This is a genomic window from Streptomyces sp. CNS606, assembly GCF_000426325.1.
Genome location: NZ_AUFD01000012.1, coordinates 129123 through 147186, shown reverse-complemented (window position 1 = coordinate 147186; position 18064 = coordinate 129123). Strand labels below are relative to the sequence as shown.

The window sequence follows — 18064 nt, the reverse complement described above, 5'->3', positions numbered from 1 at the left end:
TAGGCGGCGCGGATGCAGGAGGGGAGCGGTGGGCGACCCGCCGCTCCCCTCCGGTTCCGGCGCGTCAGCCCCGGCGCAGGGTGATCGTCGTCCAGGCGCCGACGTGCACCTGGTCGCCCTCCCGCAACGGGACGGGCACATACGGCTGGATCGGGTCCTCGCCGCCATTGACCGTGGTGCCGTTCGTGGAGTTCTGGTCGACGACGGACCAGCTGCCGTCCGGCTGGGCGATCAGCAGGGCGTGCTGATGCGACACCCCCGGGTCCTCCGGGGGCCGGCCCAGGTCGATGTCCGGCGCCTCACCGGTGGAGTTGCGGCGCCGCCCGATCGAGACCTGGTGGCCGGTGAGCGGCATCTCGTGCTCCGCGGAGTACGCCGGAAGGTTGAGCGCCGACGCCTCCGGCCCGCTCCGCTGCATCATCGCGGCGAAGTACTCCCGGTCGGGGGCGATCACGGCGGTCCAGGGGCCGGACGGATCCTGGCCGGCCGGCGGGCCCTGCTGAGCGTGGGCCGGGGGCTGGTACGGCTGCTGTCCCGGAGGCGCGCCGTGCGGGGCGGGAGCGCCGGGCGGCGCCATCTGCCAGTCGCCGCTCGGCGGACCCTGCTGCGGACCTCCCTGCGGGGGCACGCCCTGCGGGGGTGCCTGCGGCGGTGCGCCGGGGGCGGCCGCCTGCGGCGGGCCGGGCTGCTGGGGGTGCTGGGGCTGTTGCGGGTAGCCGTAGCCGCCCTGCCCCGGGGGGCCCGGCGGGGCTCCCATGCCCGGGTGGCCGGACTGCTGCGGTGCCTGCGGCGGGCCGGGCTGCTGGGGGTGCTGGGGCTGTTGCGGGTAGCCGTAGCCGCCCTGCCCCGGGGGGCCCGGCGGGGCTCCCATGCCCGGGTGGCCGGACTGCTGCGGTGCCTGCGGCGGGCCGGGCTGCTGGGGGTGCTGGGGCTGTTGCGGGTAGCCGTAGCCGCCCGGTGCCTGGGGGGCCGGGGGTGGTGCGCCCATGCCGGGTCCGGGCTGCTGTGGGTGCTGGGGCTGCTGCGGCGGGCCGGGCTGCTGCGGCGGCGCGGCGAAGGGGGGCGGCCCGCCCGGTCCGCCCTGGAAGCCGAAGTGGCACTGCTCGCAGAAGGACGCCTGCGGGGCGCGCGGCGTACCGCACTGGGGGCAGCGCTCCGGCCCGCCCTGCGGGTGCTCGGGCCCAGGCATGCCGCCCGGGCCTCCGGGGAAGCCGCCGGGCTGCGGTCCGCCGTGCGGCGGTGCGCCCGGGGCGGCCGCCTGTGGTGGGCCGGGCTGCTGGGGCTGTTGCGGGTAGCCGTAGCCCCCCTGACCAGGTGGTCCCGGGGGAGGTGTGGAACCCGGGGGCGGGCCGGGAGGCGTGCCCGGGCCGGGCGGGCCGGGCGGACCCGGGATCCCGCCACCGGGCGGACCGGACGGTGCGGCCATGCGGTGACCGCACACCTCGCACCAGTCGTCGGCCGCCGACTGGTGGCCGTTCGGGCAAGTCGGCATGGTCCTGCCTCCCCCATCGTGACGTTCGCTGCCTCGTGCGGGCCGTTCACCGGTCCGCGGCGGAAGGGGTCGTTCCGGGCGGTCCGGCCGACGCTCCTCCTCCGCCGAACAGTACCCGGCACCGCGTCCACCACGTCCACCACCTTCGAACACGGATGCGGACAGAAGCGGGCGATCGGGACGTTCGGTGTCAGGTCCCCGCAGGTGACGCGGCAGGGCCGTCCGCCGGGACGGCGACCGGTACCAGCGCGACGGTCACGTTGTCGTGGCCCCCGCCGTCGAGCGCGAAGCCGACCAGGTGCCGGACCGCCGCCATCGGACGGGTCGCCGCGTCCGCCGGCAACGCCGCCGCCATGTCCTTCGACGCGTCGGCGTAGTTCCACAGCCCGTCGCTGCACACGACCACCACCCCGGACCGGTCCGGCTTGAACGACGCGGTGTGCGGGTCGAGTTCGTACGCGTCGGCCCCGAGCCAGCCGGTGATCGCGTGAGCGCGCGCGTCCGCGTACGCCTGTGCCTCGGTCATCAGGCCCGCGCCGATCATCTGCGCGGCCCACGAGTCGTCCTGCGTGAGCCGCGACGGCGGCTGCGTACGGTCGTCGGGCACCCAGTAGGCGCGGCTGTCGCCGACCCAGCCGACCGTGAGGATGCCGTCGGCGGTCACCGCGCCGACGATCGTGCAGGCGGGCGCGTTCTGCTGAGCCTCGCGCTCCTCCGGCGTCGCGAGCACGTCCACGGCCTCCGCCGCCGCGAGCAGGGCGTCGTGCATCGCGTGCTGCGGGTGTGCTCCGCGCGGGATCGACTCCCGCATCGACGCGGCCGCCGCCTCGGCAGCGGCCTCCGACGCCTGGTCCGACCGCGAGGCGGAGGAGACCCCGTCGCACACCACGGCGATCTGCGACGGCCCTCCGGACGGCGTGGTCACCGCGGAGACCGCGAAGAAGTCCTCGTTCCGGCGGTGCCGCAGGCCGCGGTCGCTCGCGGCCGCGATCCCCGCCACCTCGCGCTCCCAGTGGTCGCGCGCGACGGGCTGCTTGTGGCCGCAGTGTGTGCAGTGGCCGTCCGGACCGACGGACCCCGTGCCGCACCCGACGCACCCCGGGGTGTCCTGTCCCGGTTTCTCCCGCTCCGGGGAGTCGTCCCGCGTCTCCGGGTCGGCGGCGGGCGCGGGCTGCGCCGCGCGGTCCGCCCCAGCCGGGGGCGCGGCCTCGTGCGCCGGACCCTGTGCGGCGGCCGGCGCACCCTCCGTCCGCGCGGTGCCCGCGTGCGGCGACGGCGCGGGGTCCGGTGCCGGTGCCGGGGCCGGCCAGGTTCCGGCGTCCTGCCGGGCTGCCTCCGCCGCCGGGGCGGGGGAAGCGGCGGGGGCAGCGGGCGCGTCTCCTCGTCCCGCCGTCCCGCCGGCAGCCGCCGCGCTCGGCCCCGACGGGCCGTGCCCGGTGCCGGAGCCCACCGCCGCCGCTGCGGCGGCGCCCCCGGACGCCGAGGCGCCGCGCGACCCACTCCCCGCGGCGGAGCCCGTCCGGGACGCGCCGGGCGGGGGCTGCCGGACGGTGACGTGGGTGCCGCCGCGCGGCGGGCGCGGGTCGAAGTCGCCGCCCGGGGCGGTGGAACGCCGGGGCCGCAGGTCCGTGCCGCAGGCCCCGCAGAACAGGTCGCCGTCCTCGGCCGGCTCGGTGCACTCGGGGCAGGCCGCCGGTCGGTCGTTCTCTGACATCGTCACACCCACGTTCTGGGGCGGAAGCGGTTGGCCCGTTCCACCAGTTCGATCCTCTCAGAGCCGGACTGCGCCAGCCTCGCGAGCCGGCGGTAGGAACGCTCCAGGGCCTCCCGGACCCGCGCCTCCTCCGGCATCGCGTTCAGCAGCGGCAGCACGTGGCCGTTGAACGCCGGGCGGGTGGCGAGCACCCAGTCCAGCGCCACGCCCAGCACCTCCGTCGTGAGCCGTTCGTACCGCAGGGCGTCGAGGCCCGCCTCACGCAGCTGCTCCACCTGGCGGGCCGCGGCACACAGGTCGTCGAACGGCAGCGTGCGCGGGTCCCGCCCGCGCAGCCGCGCCCGTACGGCCGCCACGCGGGCGGCGGTGTGGTGGCTGGAGGTCTCCGGTACGGACTCCAGCGCCTGCACGGAGCCCTGCCGGTCGCCGGTCGCCAGCCGCACCCGCGCCAGTCCGAACGCGGCGCTGACGTAGGAGGGGTCGGTGGTCCAGACGAGCCGGTAGTACTCGGCGGCGTTGTCGAGCTGGCCCAGCGCCTCGGCGCACACCCCGAGGGCCAGCTTGGGCGCGATCTCGCCGGGGAACGCGTCGTAGAGGGCGTCGAAGGAGAGCGCCGCGGTCTCGCGGTCGCCGTCGGCCAGCGCGGTGAGTCCGCGGAACCACACCACCCGCCAGTCCTCCGGGTGCCGTGCCTCCAGTTCGGCCAGCAGGCGGGCGGCGCCGTGCCGGTCCTGCGGTCCGGCCAGCTCCAGCAGGGCGCGCAGCTCGCGCAGCCGGCGTTCGATCGAGTCGGCGGGGGCGTGGGCGAGCGCGGCGGCGACCTCGGCCGGCGCGGAACCGGCCAGTCCGGCGAGGAATCCGGCGCACGGGTCGGAGAGGTCGACCCGGGGCACGGGCAGCGCCAGCGCGGTCGCCCGGGTCTCCAACGGGACGGGCGCCGGGCCGTGGGGTGCCGAGGCCGGACCGCCGGCCCGCCAGGCGGCGGCGCCCCGTCCCGCACCCACACCGGCTCCCGCACCCGGGGCGTACCCGGGCGGCAGGCCCGGGGGAGAGCCCGGGACGCCGTGGGACGGCGGACCGCCCCGGGGATGCTCCGGTGCCGTCGCCGCACGGCGGGACTGTGCGGCCAGCGACAGCGTGCCCGCCGTGTCGAGGTCCCCGTCAGGGCCGGTCGAGGTCCCTTCGGCGGGGTGCGCGGTGGTGTACCCCGCGGGCGGCGGATACGGCAGGCCGCCCCCGGAGACCCCGGGACCGGCCGCCGGGTGCGGGGCGGCCGGGACGGCCCACCCCTGCGCGGGCCCCGGCACGGGCGCAGTGGCGGAACCGCCTGCGCCCGCGGTCGCGCGGCGGCGCAGGAGCCGCCCGAACCGTCCGCCGACCGCCGGTACGGCGGCCCGCGCGCCCAGCGCGGACGCGTCGCCCGTCAGGTGCGGCAGCAACGCCGTGTCCACCACGCGCAGTTCGGGCCCGAAGAGGGTGGACAGGGCCGGTCGCGGACGTTCCGTGCGCAGGGCGACGATCTCCCGCAGGACGCCGGTCAGCTGATCCGCCATCTCCTGTGCGGAGGCGAACCGGCGCTGCGGGTCCGGGTCCGTCGCACGGACCAGGAAGCGGTAGAACGACTCGTACCGGCGGAAGATCTCCACGCTCTCCGGGTCCGGGAGCCGGTCGGCGTAGTCGCCGGTGTAGCCCTTGAAGTCGAAGGTCAGCACCGCCAGCGTGCGAGCCACCGTGTACAGGTCGGAGGCGACGGACGGCCCGGTCTCGGGGACCTCCGGCGCCTGGTAGCCGACGGTGCCGTAGATGGGGCTCTCCAGGTCGTCCATCCGCCGCACCGCGCCCATGTCGATCAGCTTGAGCTGGTCGGCCTGCTGTATGGCGTTGTCGACCTTGAAGTCGCAGTAGAGCAGGTTCCGGCTGTGCAGGTGACCCAGCGCCTCCAGCGCCTCGATGCCGTACGCGCACGCCTGCTCGACGGGCAGCGGGTCGCGCCGGCCGGCCTCCGTGCGACGGGAGTTGGCGATGTCCTTGAGGGAGCGGCCGCCGACGTACTCCATGACGATGTAGCCGTCGAGGCTGCCGGTGCGCCGGTCCAGGTGCTCGACGAAGTTGTAGATCCGCACGATGTTGGCGTGCTCGATCTCCGCGAGGAAGCGGCGCTCCGAGATCGCGACCGCCATCGCGTCCTCGTCGCCGGTGTCCAGCAGCCCCTTGAGCACCACCCAGCGGTTGGACACCGCGTGGTCGACGGCCAGGTAGATCCAGCCCAGCCCGCCGTGTGCGAGGCAGCCGGCGATCTCGTACTGCCCGTGCACCACGTCGCCGGCCCGGAGCTTGGGCAGGTACGAGTAGGGCCGCCCGCACTGCGTGCAGAACCCTTCCGTACGGCCCGGGCGGCCGCCGCGCGAACGCCCGACCTTCGCCCCGCACGCGCCGTTGCTGCAGAAGCGTTTACGCTCCGGCACCCGCGGATCGTCCAGCACCACCGACGCCGGGTTCGCCTTCGGCACCTCCGGCACGGTGACCAGCCCCGCGCCCAGCCGGTTGCGCGCCGACGTTCCCGCCGTCGTGCCCGAACTGCGCACCGACACCGACCGCACGCCCCTGCCGGAGGCCGAACGGGACAGCCGCCCGGACACCGACCGGCGGGACGCCTGCGAACGGGAGGAGTCCCGGCCGGACACCTGTCCGGAGCCGCCCGAGGCGGGTGCCGGGTCCGGGCGCGCGGGCGGGGTGAGCCCGGTCGCGGTCGCGCCGATCACGCCGACGGCGGAGACGACCGGCGCCAGGCCGCAGGCGCCGCAGTACAACTCGCCGCCGTCCGCGCCCTCATAACGCCCCGAACAGCCCGGCCGCTGGCAGGTCCGCCCCGCCATGCCGCCGCCCGGTGCCGCCGTTCCCGCCTGCGGTGCCACGTTCACCTTTCCCCCCTGTGCTCGGCAGGGGAACCGTCGCCCTGCCGTGGTACGAAGACTTCTCTCGCCGCGTCCACGTAGCGGCGCACGGCGGTCTCCGCCGCGCCCAGGTCGCACGGTGCGCTCCACAGAATGCGCCGTGCCGCGTCGTAGCGCTCCCTCAGCAGCCGGTCCTGACCCGCGCCGCACCGGGCGACCTCCGCACGGTAGGCGTCCAGCCTGCCCCGCAGTTCCGCGCGCACCGCGAGCGGGGCCGTCACCGCGGACAACGACGCCCTGGCCCGGTCGAGTTCGTCCTCCGCCTCCTCCTCCAGCGACTCCAGCAGGGGCGACAGCCGGTTCCACTGCGCGTAGCGCCGGTACTCGGCGGCGCGGGAGAGCTGTTCCTGGAGCGCCGTCGGCGGTCCGCTGACCGCCGGCACCTCGGAGGCCGCTATCTTCGCCAGCACCTCGACCCGGGCCGTGCGCGCCTCGGCGAGGGTGCGGTCCGCGCGCGACAGCATGTCCCGCAGGCGCAGCAGCCGCTGCTCGGCGTCCTGCCGCACCGTCAGCACCGCCTCGATGTCCCGCCGGACGTCCTCGATCGCGCGGGCGGCCGCGTCGTAGCGGGCGGTGTCCGGACGGCCGCCGCCGGGGGCGGAGCTGCCGCCGTCCGCGTTCCAGAACGCCAGCGGGTCGCGCAGCACCTCGGCGCGCAGCGCGGCGAGTTCACCGGTGATCTCCTCCAGCCCGTCGCCCGAGGGGTGTTCACCCGGCCGCACGCCGACCGAGCGCGCCAGCGACCGCACCCGTCCCAGCTCCTCGGCGAGCAGGTCGATCCGGGCGGGCAGGGCGGACCACACCGCCTCGGCCGCGACGACCACGTCCAGGGCACGGGCGTACCAGGCGTTCATCCGCCGCACCAGCTGCGGGAGCGTCAGCTCCTCCACGGCGTCCCCGTCCACGGCGTCCCCGTCCACGGAGTGCCCGTCCACGGAGTGCCCGGACGTGCCGTCGGCGGGCCGCTCGACCGGCACGGTGAGGGTGCCGTGCAGCAGCCCGGTCAGCTCCGTCAGGTCGTCGCGGGTCGGCCAGCGGTGCCGCTTGCGCAGGTCGCGTGCCGCGCGCAGGGTGTCGGTGTAGAGGTCGAAGCAGGTCCACAGCAGGGTGATCGTCGTCTCCGCGTGCGCCCAGCGCCGGGCGGTGACGCCGGTGAGGTCCGCGCCTTCCAGCAGGCGGCGGCCCGCGTGCTCCTGCAGCGCGAGGAGTGTCGACTCGACCGTCTCGCGCTCCGTGTACAGGCGCGACAGCTCACGGTCCGCCTCCTCCCGGCTCATCGCCGGTACGGCGGGTCGCGGCGGGCCCATCGATCACCTCGCTGATCCAAGTCCGTGGCTGTGCGGTCGGTCGTGCGTCCGGCGCGTGCACCCGCCCCGCCGGGCGGGTGCCGGCGGGGCGTTCAGTCCCGGTACACCGGTTCCGGCGGTGCCGGTTCCGTGCCCGGGTCCATCATGTCGGCCAGCCAGCGGTCGTACGAGGCCCTCCACCGACTCCCGTCGCCCCCTGCGCGGTACTTTTCCAGCACCCTGTTGACCCGGCGCACCAGATCGTCGTCCTCCAGGTTCATCGCGACCCCGTACGGCTCGACCGTGGCGGGCTCGCCGACCAGCTTCACGGACGGGTCCTGCGCCACCTGCCCGGCTCCCAGCGCGTTGTCGGTCAGCACCGCGTCGGCCTCGCCGAGCTGCAGCCGCACGAGGCAGTCGAGCTGGTTCGCCACCTTGACCCGGCGGACGTCCAGCGCCGCGTACTCCTCGGTCTCCAGCAGCTTCTCCGCCGTCGAACCGCGGGCGTTGCACACGCGCCTGCCGCGCACCGAGTCGTCCAGCCCGGTGATGTCGCTGTCCTCCGGCACGACGAGCTGCTGCCCACTGAGGAAGTAGGCGGTGGAGAACGCCACCTTCTCCACCCGGTCGCAGTCGATCGTCATGGTGCGCACCACCATGTCCACCTCGCCCTCCCGGATCGCCGGAATGCGGCGCGCGGTGGGGACCGTCCTGAACACGATCTGCGGGTCCGGGCCGAGCAGATCCTCCGCCACCGCCCGCACCAGGTCGATGTCGAAGCCCGCCAACTCCCCGGTGGCCGGGTCGCGGTAGCCCCACAGGTAGCTGTTCTGGTCCACGCCCACGACCAGCCGCCCCCGCTCCTGGATGCGGGCGACGGCAGGTCCCGCCGCGGACGACGGGCTGAGGCTCGCCGTCGGGTCCCCGCCGTCGGCGCAGGTCTCCGCCTCCGCGAACGCAGCGGACCGGAAGGAGCCCACCGGGCCGGCAGGCGCCGCCTGCGTGCGGCCTGACCCGCTCGTCAGGAAGGGGACGGCCAGCGCCGCAGCCGTCGCGGCGGCCGCCACCGCCGTCGCGAGGCGGGCCCTCCGCCGCCGTCCGCCGTCGTGCACGTCCACGTCGTCCCCCCTCATCGGTACTCCGACAGCCGGCGTCCGATGCCGACCGTCGCGCCCCCGGCGCCCAGCAGGGCGAGCAGTGCCCCACCGGCGGCGAGCCCGGTCAGCGCCGCCCGCCCGTCGCCGGCCTCCTCCTCGAACTCCGCTTTCTCGTGCGCGCTCGCCTTCCGCAGCCCCGTGTCCACGACGTCGAACGCGTCGCCGGTCGTGTCGCTCTCGCGGCCGATCACCAGCTCCACGGCGCGCTCGTAGTCGCCGCCGTCCTCGGCGGCACGGGCCTTCGCGTGCCGCTTGTGCCACACGTGCAGGCCGTGCTGCGCGTCGGCCACCGGGCCGCGCCCCGCCTCGTCGTCGGCCAGCCGGTACGCCTCGTCGACCAGGCCGCCCCGGCCCTCCGCGTCCGGCTCGGGCGTCGGTCCGGCCACCCGTGCCAGGTGCCGTACGGAGTCCTGCTCGTACGTGCCGCCCGCGCCGCGCGCGACCAGCCACATGTTCTCCGCACTGCGCGCCTGCAGCGAGCCGATCCACGCCTCGTTCAGCGCGTGCAGCGAACGGGCGCCGTGCTCGTCCGAGTTGTCGAGCCAGGAACGCGCGAGCGCGGAGCCGGCGGTCAGCCACAGCAGCGCCACCAGGGTTGCCGCCGCCGCGCCCACCAGGCCCGGGCTGAGCATGCGGTTGGTGCGCAGGTAGTCGCGGCGCTGAGCCCAGCCGAGCGCGCCGAGCGCGGCCAGACCGGCGAGGGTGGCCGCCCACGGCCAGGACCGGGCTTCGGCGTAGTCCGCGCGCAGCCGGGCGTTCTCCGCCTCGTACAGGTCGCGGGCGGCGGGCAGCAGCTTCTCCTGCATCCGCTCGTTGGCGTACCGCAGGTACGCCCCGCCCAGCGGCATTCCCTGGCGTTCGTTGGCCCGCGCCGCCTCCACGAGGCCCGTGTAGCGGGGGAGTTCGCGGTTGAGCTCCGCGATCCGGCGCTGGGTCTGCGACGAGCCCTCCGAGTTGGCTGCGGCCTTGGCCAGTAGTTCGGAGGCGCGCCGGATGTCGCGCTCGTACCGCTCGCGGAGGGCGCGCGGTTCGCCGACGCCACCGCCTCCGGCGAGGAAGCCGCCGGAGGCGGTCGTGTCGGCGTCGGCCAGCGACCGGTAGATGCTTGCCGCGTCCTCGCTCAGCGGCTGGCTGTGCTCGACCACCGCGTCGGCCGCGGCGGCGCGCGCCCCGACCTGCCCGGCGGTGAGGGCGCCGAACAGCAGGAGCAGGGCGGCGAGGAGCGCGGCGATGCCGCGCAGCCTGCCGGGCTCGGTCGTCGCGGCCTCGCGGACGCGGCGGACCGTCTCCTCCCAGAGGGCGCGCGGTGTGCGCGGCGGTCCGGCACCGGGCTCGGCGGGGGCCGGTGCAGGGCCGGGCGGCGGCGCGGTCCCGGGCGGGCCGGGCCGGGCCGGGGTGCTGTGGCCGGGCGGCGGCGGTGCCGGTGCGGTGGTCGGTGGTGCCGGCGGCCATGCGGCGGGCGGCTGTGTCACGGCTGGTCGGTCCTCCCCCTGGCGTTCTCCCCGTTGCCCAGCAGTATGACGGCCGGTGCCGACGCCCACATGCGGTACCCCACTTCAGGAGTCCGGACGGCCCGGGCACTGTTCCGGCGCCCGTGATCGCGGCCCGGCATGCGGCGCTCGCAGGGCGCGTTTCGGGCCGGAACCGCCGACCGCCTCGTGACAGCGAACGCGATACCGGCCCCGGCCCCGCGAACGCGCCCCTCGACCTACGGCCCCGGCCCCGGCGCACGCGGCCCGCTCGCGCCGGTCGACGCCCCAGCCGGTACGGACCGGTGCGGGTCTCGGGGGGCGTCGTCGTGCGTCCCGACCGGGCGAGGCGTCGCCGGTCAGGCCGCGCGGAGGCGGACGTAGGCCGCCCGGGGAGCGCCCGCGCGGTCCAGGCCCAGGAGGGCGGCACCCAGCACCGGCGGTGCCGTCACCACGTGCGGGACGGCGTGCGGGGCCCGCGCCGCGAGCCCGTCCCGCACCCAGTCGTCCAGCAGCGCGTGTCCGGCCGTCAGGATGCCCCCGCCCAGGACGACCGGCGTGGGCCGGTCCGTCAACGCGAGCGCCTCCAGGGTCACTCCGGCGAGTGCCACCAGCTCGTCCGCCTGCCGCCGCACCAGCGACCGGGCCACCGGGTCGCCGTCCGCCGCCACGGCGAACAGCAGCGGGGCCGCCTCCAGCCTCCGCGCGGGCGGCAGGTCGCCGAGGTGGAACGCCTCGATCAGCGCCCCCATCGACCGCAGCCCGAAGTGCGCGGGCAGCGCCTCGGCGAGCGCCGTACGGTCCCCGCGGCCGTCGGCCGCGCGCGCCGCGTGCCACACGGTCTCGTCGGCCAGGCCGCCCCCGCCGCCCCAGTCGCCGGACAGCCGTCCGACGGCGGGGAAGCGGTGCGTACGGCCGCCGCCGTCCCGCCCGACGCAGTTGATGCCCGCGCCGCACACCACGGCCACCCCGTGCCCGTCCGCCGCGTCGTCGGGGAGCCCGGCGCGCAGCAGCGCGAACGTGTCGTTGAGCACGTGCGTCTCGCGGCCCCAGCCCCGGGCGCGGACGGCGTCCGCCAACTCCCGTTCCTCGCGGGGCAGGTCGGCGTTGGCGAGACAGGCGGTGACGTCGTCGGCGAACGGCGCGCCGGAACCGCTGTCGCATCCGGCGGCCCGCGCGGCGCGGGCGACGGTCGCGGCCAGCGCGTCCATCGCCGCGCCGACGCCCACCGCGGGCGGCTGGAAGCCGCCGCCCCGCGCCCGGCCCAGCACCGTGCCGTCCCCGCCGACGACGGCGACGTCGGTCTTGCTGTTGCCCGCGTCGACGGCGAGGCAGGCCGCGGTCACAGCCATGCCAGGTGTGCGGTGTTGTGGGCGAGCAGCCGGTCCGTCAGCGCCTCGGCGCGGTCGTACTGGCCGACCAGCGGGTGTGCCAGCAGTGCCCGCGCCACGCGCTCCCGGCCGCCGCGCACGGCGGCGTCCAGGGCCAGGTCCTCGTACGCGGCGACGTGTGCGATCAGCCCCGCGTACAGCGGGTCCACGGGCGGTGCGGGCAGCGGCCGTGCGCCGGCGGCGGTGATCCGTGCGGGCACCTCCACCACCGCGTCGTCCGGCAGGAACGGCAGCGTGCCGTCGTTGCGCACGTTGACCACCTGCACGGACCCCGTGCCGGTCTCCGGTCCGCCGCCGAGCAGCGCGGCGGCGAGCGCGACCGCCGCCTCCGAGTAGAACGCCCCGCCCCGCTTCGCCAGCAGCTCCGGCTTCCGCGTCAGCGCCGGGTCCTCGTACATGGCGAGCAACTGCTCCTCCAGGGCGGCGACTTCGCTCGCCCGCGAGGGCTTGGTCCGCATCTCGTCGACGACCTGGTCGTGGGCGTAGAAGTACCGGAGGTAGTAGGAGGGGACGACGCCGAGCCGCTCCAGCACCGGCTGGGGCAGCCGCAGGTGCTCGGCGAGCCGCGCCGCGTGCGCGTCGAGCAGTCCGGGCAGCAGGTCGGGCCCGTCGGGGCCGCCCTGCCGGACGGCCAGCTCCCAGGTGAGGTGGTTGAGCCCGTAGTGGTCCAGGTGCAGTTCGTCCGGCCGGGTGCCCAGCAGTTCGGCGAACGTGCGCTGGAGGTGGATCGCCACGTTGCACAGGCCGAGGGCCTTGTGGCCGGCCCGGAGCAGCGCCCTCGTCACGATGCCCACCGGGTTGGTGAAGTCGATGATCCACGCGTCCGGGTTGCGGCGGCGTACGCGTTCGGCGATGTCCAGCGCGACGGGGACGGTGCGCAGCGCCTTCGCCAGCCCGCCCGCGCCCGTGGTCTCCTGGCCCACGCAGCCGCACTCCAGCGGCCACGCCTCGTCCTGCGCGCGGGCCGCCTGGCCGCCCACGCGGAGCTGGAGCAGCACCGCGTCGGCCCGCTCGACCGCACCGTCCAGGTCCGCGGTGGTGGTGACCTTCGCCGGGTGGTCCTGCGCGCGCAGGAGTCGTCGGGCGAACGCGCCGACCGGGGCGAGGCGTTCGGCGGCCGGGTCGACGAGGATCAGCTCGTCCACCGGCAGCGTGTCGCGCAACCGGGCGAGTCCGTCGACGAGTTCGGGCGTGTAGGTGGAGCCGCCGCCGACCACGGCGAGGGTGACGTTCATGCGGTGCCTCTCCGACGAAGACTCGACAAGTGGTCTAGACAATATCCGGCGCGAGGTCGGAGAGGGAGAGGGGGCGGCGCGCCGGCACCCCCGGGAGGGCGCGCTGCCGGGTGACCGGGCGCCTCCGGACGAGCGGAAGCGTCCGAGGCCGGGAGCGTCCGAGGCCCGGGGGCGTCCGGGGCCCCGGAGCGTCCGGCGTCAGTCCCGGGCGTCCTTGCGCAGCGAGACGCGGCCCGCCTCGACCGCCAGCGACTCGTCGTCGACGAGCTGCACGCCCTCGGCGTCCAGCGCGCGCTTGATGCGCCAGCGCAGCTCGCGCTCCACGCCCAGCGCCTTGCCGGGCATCGTCTTGACCGCGACCCGCACGGTCATCGACTCCAGCGTGACCGAGTCCAGGCCCAGCACCTCGACACCGCCCCACAGGTGCTCGTCCCAGGGCTCGGACTTCGCCAGCTCCTCGCCGGCCGCGGCGACCGCGGCGCGCACCACGTCGAGGTTCTCGGTGGCGCGCACCTGCACGTCCACGGAGGCCGTGGCCCATCCCTGGCTGAGGTTGCCGACCCGCTTGATCTCGCCGTTGCGGACGTACCAGATCTCGCCGTCGTCGCCGCGCAGCTTCGTCACGCGCAGCCCGATCTCCAGCACCGTCCCGGTCGCCTCACCCGCGTCCACCCGGTCGCCCACGCCGTACTGGTCCTCCAGAAGCATGAACATGCCGGTCAGCACGTCGGTCACCAGGTTGCGGGCGCCGAAGCCCAGGGCGACGCCGGCGACGCCCGCGCTGGCCAGCAGCGGCGCGAGGTTGATGCCCAGCGTCGACAGCACGATCAGTACGGCGGTGCCCATGATCAGCAGCGACGAGACGCTGCGCAGCACGGAGCCGATGGCCTCCGAGCGCTGCCGCCTGCGCTCGGCGTTGACCAGCAGGCCGCGCAGCGCGTTCCCGCTGGCCTCGGCCTCGGCGTTCCGGTTCATCCGCCGGACGAACTTGGTGATCGCCCGCCGGACCGCGAAGTTCAGCACGAAGGCCACGACCAGGATCAGCCCGATCCGGATGCCGCCCGCCAGCCAGGACTCCCAGTTCCGCTCTATCCAGCCCGCGGCGGTGTCCGCCGTCCGGCGGGCCTCCTCGATCGAGGGGACCGCGGGCGGCGGGGTGGCTCCGGTCAACAGGGGCACTGCGCAACCTTCCGTGCGGGACGCGTCCGCACGGCCGTGAACGGGGCCTCGCGGGGGCTCTGTACGGGAAGCGGACGCCTCCCCACACTAACGGCGCCTCGCCCGCCGCCCGCGCGACGGACGTGAGGTTCCGGTCACGCACCGGTCACCCCCTGCCACTGACCGGCGGTTCGGCGGAACGCCGTGTGGTGGAAAACACGGACACCGCGTTACCGGGCCGTGGTGGCGCAGGTGGTGGGGCAGACGACACACTGAGGGGAGATCGTCCCGGCGCGAGCCACGCGCCGCCGACGGAACTGGAGGCACCGTGCCGCATGTCCTGGTCCTCAACGCGTCGTACGAGCCGCTCGGCGTCGTACCGCTTCGCCGCGCGCTCATCCTCGTACTCAACGACAAGGCAGTCAGCCTCGAGGACTCCGGCGCCCTGATGCACAGCGCGACCCGTGTCATACCCGCCCCCAGCGTCGTACGCCTGAAGCGTTTCGTGCGGGTGCCCTTTCGCGGCCCCGTTCCCCTGACCCGCCGCGCCCTGTTCGCGCGGGACGGGGGCCGCTGCGCGTACTGCGGTGGCGTCGCAACCAGCGTCGACCACGTCATCCCGCGCAGCCGCGGCGGGCAGCACACCTGGGAGAACGTGGTGGCGGCCTGCCGCCGCTGCAACCACGTGAAGGCCGACCGCCACGTCGCCGAGATCGGATGGCGGTTGCGGCACCAGCCCGCGCCGCCCACCGGCCTGGCCTGGCGGATCATCGGCACCGGTCATCGCGACCCACGCTGGTTGCCGTATCTCCAACCGTACGGCGCGGACGACGCCATGGCCCGGATCGAGGGCAGAGTTCCTGCCTGAGACCGGGCCATCACCGTGTCGCGGCGCCGACCCCGTGCGGGGACGGTGCCACGGCACGATCAGTCGCGACCGCCGCCGTCCTCCCCGCCCGGACGCCCCTCCGGGTCCGGAGCGTCCCGGCCGTCCTCGGTGACCGGAGCGTCCCCGCCGTCCCGGTCGTCCTCGCGGACGGCGTACGCCTCGACCGACCACAGCGAGTAGCCGAAGCGCGTCCCGCGCTCCTCGCCCCGAACCCGGACGAACCGCGTGTCCTCCGGGGCGTCCATCCGCACGCTCTCCCGGCCGCCGCGGCCGTCGCTCACGGACGCCGCCGTACGCCAGTCCAGGCCGTCCGGCGACACCTCGATCCGGTACCGCGCGCCGTACGCCTCCTGCCAGTGCAGCACCACCTCGCCGACCCGGGCGGGCCGGTCCAGCTCGATCCGCACCCACGCGTCGTCCTCGGCCGGCGAGGACCAGCGGGTCTCCGCCTCGCCGTCCGTGACGGCGGACGCCGGGAAGTCGGGCGTCTCGTCCCCGGAGGAGACCGCCGCCGCGCCGCGCGCGAGGTCGCGCCCGCCCGTCGCCGGGAACGCCCGCACGGTCAGCGTGCGGCGCTGCTCCCCGAAGGCCACCCCGACCCGGTACACGCCCGGCCGTACGTCCTTCCCCGCCGCGACCTCCAGCGGCACCCGGGTCGAGCCGCCGCGCTGCACGGTGACCTCGTCCGGCGCGCGGACGGTGAAGCCGTCGGGCGCGTCCACCTCCAGCTCGCCGCGGACGTCCTGCGGGCGGCGGCCGGTGAGCCGCGCCGTGACCCGTGCCCCCTCGCCGCCGGTGGCCGCGTACACGTCCTGCCGGGACAGTTCCAGGGAGGTGCCGGGGGTGTCCGCGTACCAGGGGGTGATCTCGTGCACCACCGGGGCGCGGGTGCCGTCCTCCCAGCGCAGCCGTACGGCGTCCGCGGTGGCGCCTGACGCGTCGGACTGCGTCCAGCCGCTGCCGGACAGCCGCCCGATCCGCCGCCAGCCCTCGTCCGGCACGCGGACCTCGACCTCCGCGCGGGTACCGGAACCGGGCCCGGTCAGCACCGTCACCGCCGTCAGCGGCCGGGGCCGGTCCAGCTCCACGGTGAGGGCCTGCTCGGCGGCGTCCGCCGATCCGGACGGGCTCCGCTCCTCCGGCAGGGTCGGCGGCAGGTGGGTCGTGGGCGTCGTGCGGGCGCGGTAGGCGGTGCCCGGGTCGCCGTCCACCGCCTTCGCCACCGAAGCGCCCCTCCGGCCGGGCGGCCCGCCGTCGGCCTTCCGCTCCGCTCCGCCGTCGGTGCGCACGCCGGTCCAGTCCCCGGCGGTCTTCAGCGCGCGGTCCAGGAACGCGGGAAGCACGCCCTCGCCCACGACCACCTGCGCGGCCTTCGCCTCGCCGCGCAGCCGCTGCACCTCCAGCTGCGCCTCCCAGGCCGCCGCGCCGTCCCCGCGCGCCTGCGCCGACAGCAGCCGCACCGCCGCGTCGCCGGCCCGGCCCAGCAGCGCGAGCTGGTCGAGCCACGGCTCGGCGTCCCGCGCCAGCGGGCGGGGCACCTGCTCCGGGGCGCGCCGCATGGTGCGGAACGCCTCGCGCAGCCGGTCCGCCGCGGTCTTCAGCCCGGCACGGTCGTCGGCGGCGTGCGCCTCCCAGAAGGCGTCGAGGAGCGGCGTCAGGTACGCCGACTCCTCGACGCCCAGCATCGACGACGCGTCGTTCCCGGCCAGCGCGCGCACGGCGGCACGTGTGCCCGGCTCCTCGCCGGCCAGGGTGCCGACCGCCGCCTCCCAGGAGGCGGCTGGGGTGTAGTCGCGCGGGTTCCAGGCGAAGTCCGCCACCGTGAAGAGGGGGATGCGGGAGGCGACGGGCTGTTCCATGGCGTTGGCCAGCAGCGCCGACGAGCCGGAGGCCACGGCCGGCTGCCGCCCCCGGTACGGGCCGAGGAACAACCGCTCGGGCGCGTAGTCGTTGACGGGGTAGTTGTCCATCGTGACCACCGGCTGCTGCGGGTACGCCTTCCGGACGCCCGCGAGCTCGCCGCCGGTGATGGTGCGCGGCACCACGCCCACGCCCGTCCACGCCACCTGCACCGAGTCGTCCAGTGCGCGGGCCAGCGCCGTCCGGTACGCGGTGCGGCCCTCCTGGTAGAACTCGGTCGGCAGCACGGACAGCGGCTCCAGGTCGCGGTCGCCCTCCGTCCGCCGCTGTGCGAGATGCGCGGCCACCGCGCCGGCCACCTCGGCCTGCGCCCGGGCCGCCGCCTCGGGGCCGGTCCCGTAGGTGCCGGCGTCCTCCTCGCAGTGCCACTCCTCGTAGGACACGTCGTCGAACTGCAGCTGGAAGGCGCGGACGCCCAGCGCCCGCATGGCGTCCACCTTGCGCAGCAGTGCGCGGCGGTCGTCCCCGGAGGAGAAGCACAGGCCCTGGCCGGGCGCGACCGCCCAGCCCAGCACCACGTGGTTCTCCTCCGCGCGCCGCGCCAGTTCGCGGAACGCGGCGCGCTGCGCGGCCGGGTAGGGGTCGCGCCAGCGGGCGGACTGCCGGAACGGGTCGCCGCCGGGCGCGTACAGGTAGCGGTTCTGCTTGGTGCGGCCGAGGAAGTCCAGCTGTTCCAGACGTTCGGCGTGGCTCCAGGGCTCGCCGTAGAAGCCCTCCGTGACGCCGCGGACCCCGGCGGTGGGCCAGTCGCGGATCACCACGCCCGGCACGCCGGTCGCGCCGTCCCGTTCGGTGAGCAGCTGCCGCAGCGTCTGCGCGGCGTGGAAGAGCCCCGCCCCGCCCACGCCCGACAGGGCCACGGTGTCCCGGCCGTCGACGCGGCCCGCGGCGAGGCGGTAGCCGCCGGCCGGCAGATCGCCCCGCTCCCGCGCCTTCAGCGCCCGCAGCGCCTCGCCGGCAGCGACCGTCCCCACCCGGACCACCGTGCCGCGCGCGGACCGCTCGCCGGGCGTGCTCTCGTGCACGGTCCGCGCGCCCGCCCGGCGCAGCGTCTCCCGCACCACCCGGAGCGCGTACGGGTCGGCGTCCTCGTCGGCGACCAGCGTCACCTCGGCGCCCAGCGGGGCGAACGCGTCCCGGTCGGCCGTGATCTGCTGCGGGCGCGGCCACACCTGCGGCGCCCCGTCCTCCCGCGCACGGTCCTCGCCGCGGCTGTTCGTCCCGTCGCCGGGGCCGCCCGGGGCCGCGTGCACGGTCGCCGGGCCGCCACCGAGGAGTCCCGACACCACCCCCGCCACCAGCGCCGCCGTGCCCGCGCTGCGGGCCAGGCGGCGAGGACGGCGGGACGCGGGGACGTGCGGCCTTGCCTCGCGGTGGGCGTCACGGTCCGGTGACGGCA

Annotated in this window: 11 protein-coding genes; 1 reads left to right on the top strand and 10 read right to left on the bottom strand. The window is 76.4% G+C overall.

The window, feature by feature from the left end:
- Positions 1 to 64: 64 nt before the first annotated feature.
- From K304_RS0110255 to K304_RS0110215, 9 genes are all read right to left on the bottom strand, one after another.
- Complete coding sequence (locus tag K304_RS0110255; RefSeq protein ID WP_027763677.1) at positions 65 to 1492, bottom strand: FHA domain-containing protein; 1428 nt, start codon at positions 1490 to 1492, stop codon at positions 65 to 67.
- A gap of 190 nt (positions 1493 to 1682) precedes the next feature.
- Complete coding sequence (locus K304_RS0110250; RefSeq protein WP_027763676.1) at positions 1683 to 3206, bottom strand: PP2C family protein-serine/threonine phosphatase; 1524 nt, start codon at positions 3204 to 3206, stop codon at positions 1683 to 1685.
- Positions 3207 to 3208: 2 nt separating this feature from the next.
- Positions 3209 to 6082, bottom strand: a complete 2874-nt coding sequence (locus K304_RS0110245) for a tetratricopeptide repeat protein (RefSeq protein ID WP_027763675.1) — start codon at positions 6080 to 6082, stop codon at positions 3209 to 3211.
- Between the two features lie 41 nt (positions 6083 to 6123).
- Complete coding sequence (locus K304_RS0110240; protein ID WP_027763674.1) at positions 6124 to 7467, bottom strand: hypothetical protein; 1344 nt, start codon at positions 7465 to 7467, stop codon at positions 6124 to 6126.
- A 92-nt stretch (positions 7468 to 7559) separates the two neighbouring features.
- Positions 7560 to 8579 (bottom strand): glutamate ABC transporter substrate-binding protein, encoded by a 1020-nt coding sequence (locus tag K304_RS0110235; RefSeq protein ID WP_078528876.1) that lies wholly within the window; start codon positions 8577 to 8579, stop codon positions 7560 to 7562.
- Positions 8576 to 10075, bottom strand: a complete 1500-nt coding sequence (locus tag K304_RS33325; protein WP_027763672.1) for a hypothetical protein — start codon at positions 10073 to 10075, stop codon at positions 8576 to 8578. Before K304_RS33325 ends, K304_RS0110235 begins: the two co-directional genes overlap by 4 nt.
- Before the next feature lie 356 nt (positions 10076 to 10431).
- Positions 10432 to 11424 (bottom strand): BadF/BadG/BcrA/BcrD ATPase family protein, encoded by a 993-nt coding sequence (locus K304_RS0110225; RefSeq protein WP_027763671.1) that lies wholly within the window; start codon positions 11422 to 11424, stop codon positions 10432 to 10434.
- Positions 11415 to 12698 carry a family 4 glycosyl hydrolase gene (locus K304_RS0110220; RefSeq protein WP_027763670.1) on the bottom strand — a complete coding sequence of 428 codons (1284 nt, stop codon included), beginning with the start codon at positions 12696 to 12698 and terminating at the stop codon, positions 11415 to 11417. The genes K304_RS0110225 and K304_RS0110220 overlap by 10 nt, the downstream gene beginning before the upstream one ends.
- A 198-nt stretch (positions 12699 to 12896) precedes the next feature.
- Positions 12897 to 13877: a mechanosensitive ion channel family protein gene (locus tag K304_RS0110215; protein WP_027763669.1), complete on the bottom strand. Its 981-nt coding sequence runs from the start codon at positions 13875 to 13877 to the stop codon at positions 12897 to 12899.
- Positions 13878 to 14184: 307 nt separating this feature from the next.
- On the opposite strand from K304_RS0110215, the gene K304_RS0110210 reads away from it, so the two are divergent.
- Complete coding sequence (locus K304_RS0110210; protein ID WP_027763668.1) at positions 14185 to 14724, top strand: HNH endonuclease; 540 nt, start codon at positions 14185 to 14187, stop codon at positions 14722 to 14724.
- 59 nt (positions 14725 to 14783) lie between these two features.
- On the opposite strand, the gene K304_RS28280 is transcribed toward K304_RS0110210, so the two are convergent.
- Positions 14784 to 17966: a glycoside hydrolase family 84 protein gene (locus tag K304_RS28280; protein WP_078528894.1), complete on the bottom strand. Its 3183-nt coding sequence runs from the start codon at positions 17964 to 17966 to the stop codon at positions 14784 to 14786.
- Positions 17967 to 18064 lie beyond the last annotated feature (98 nt).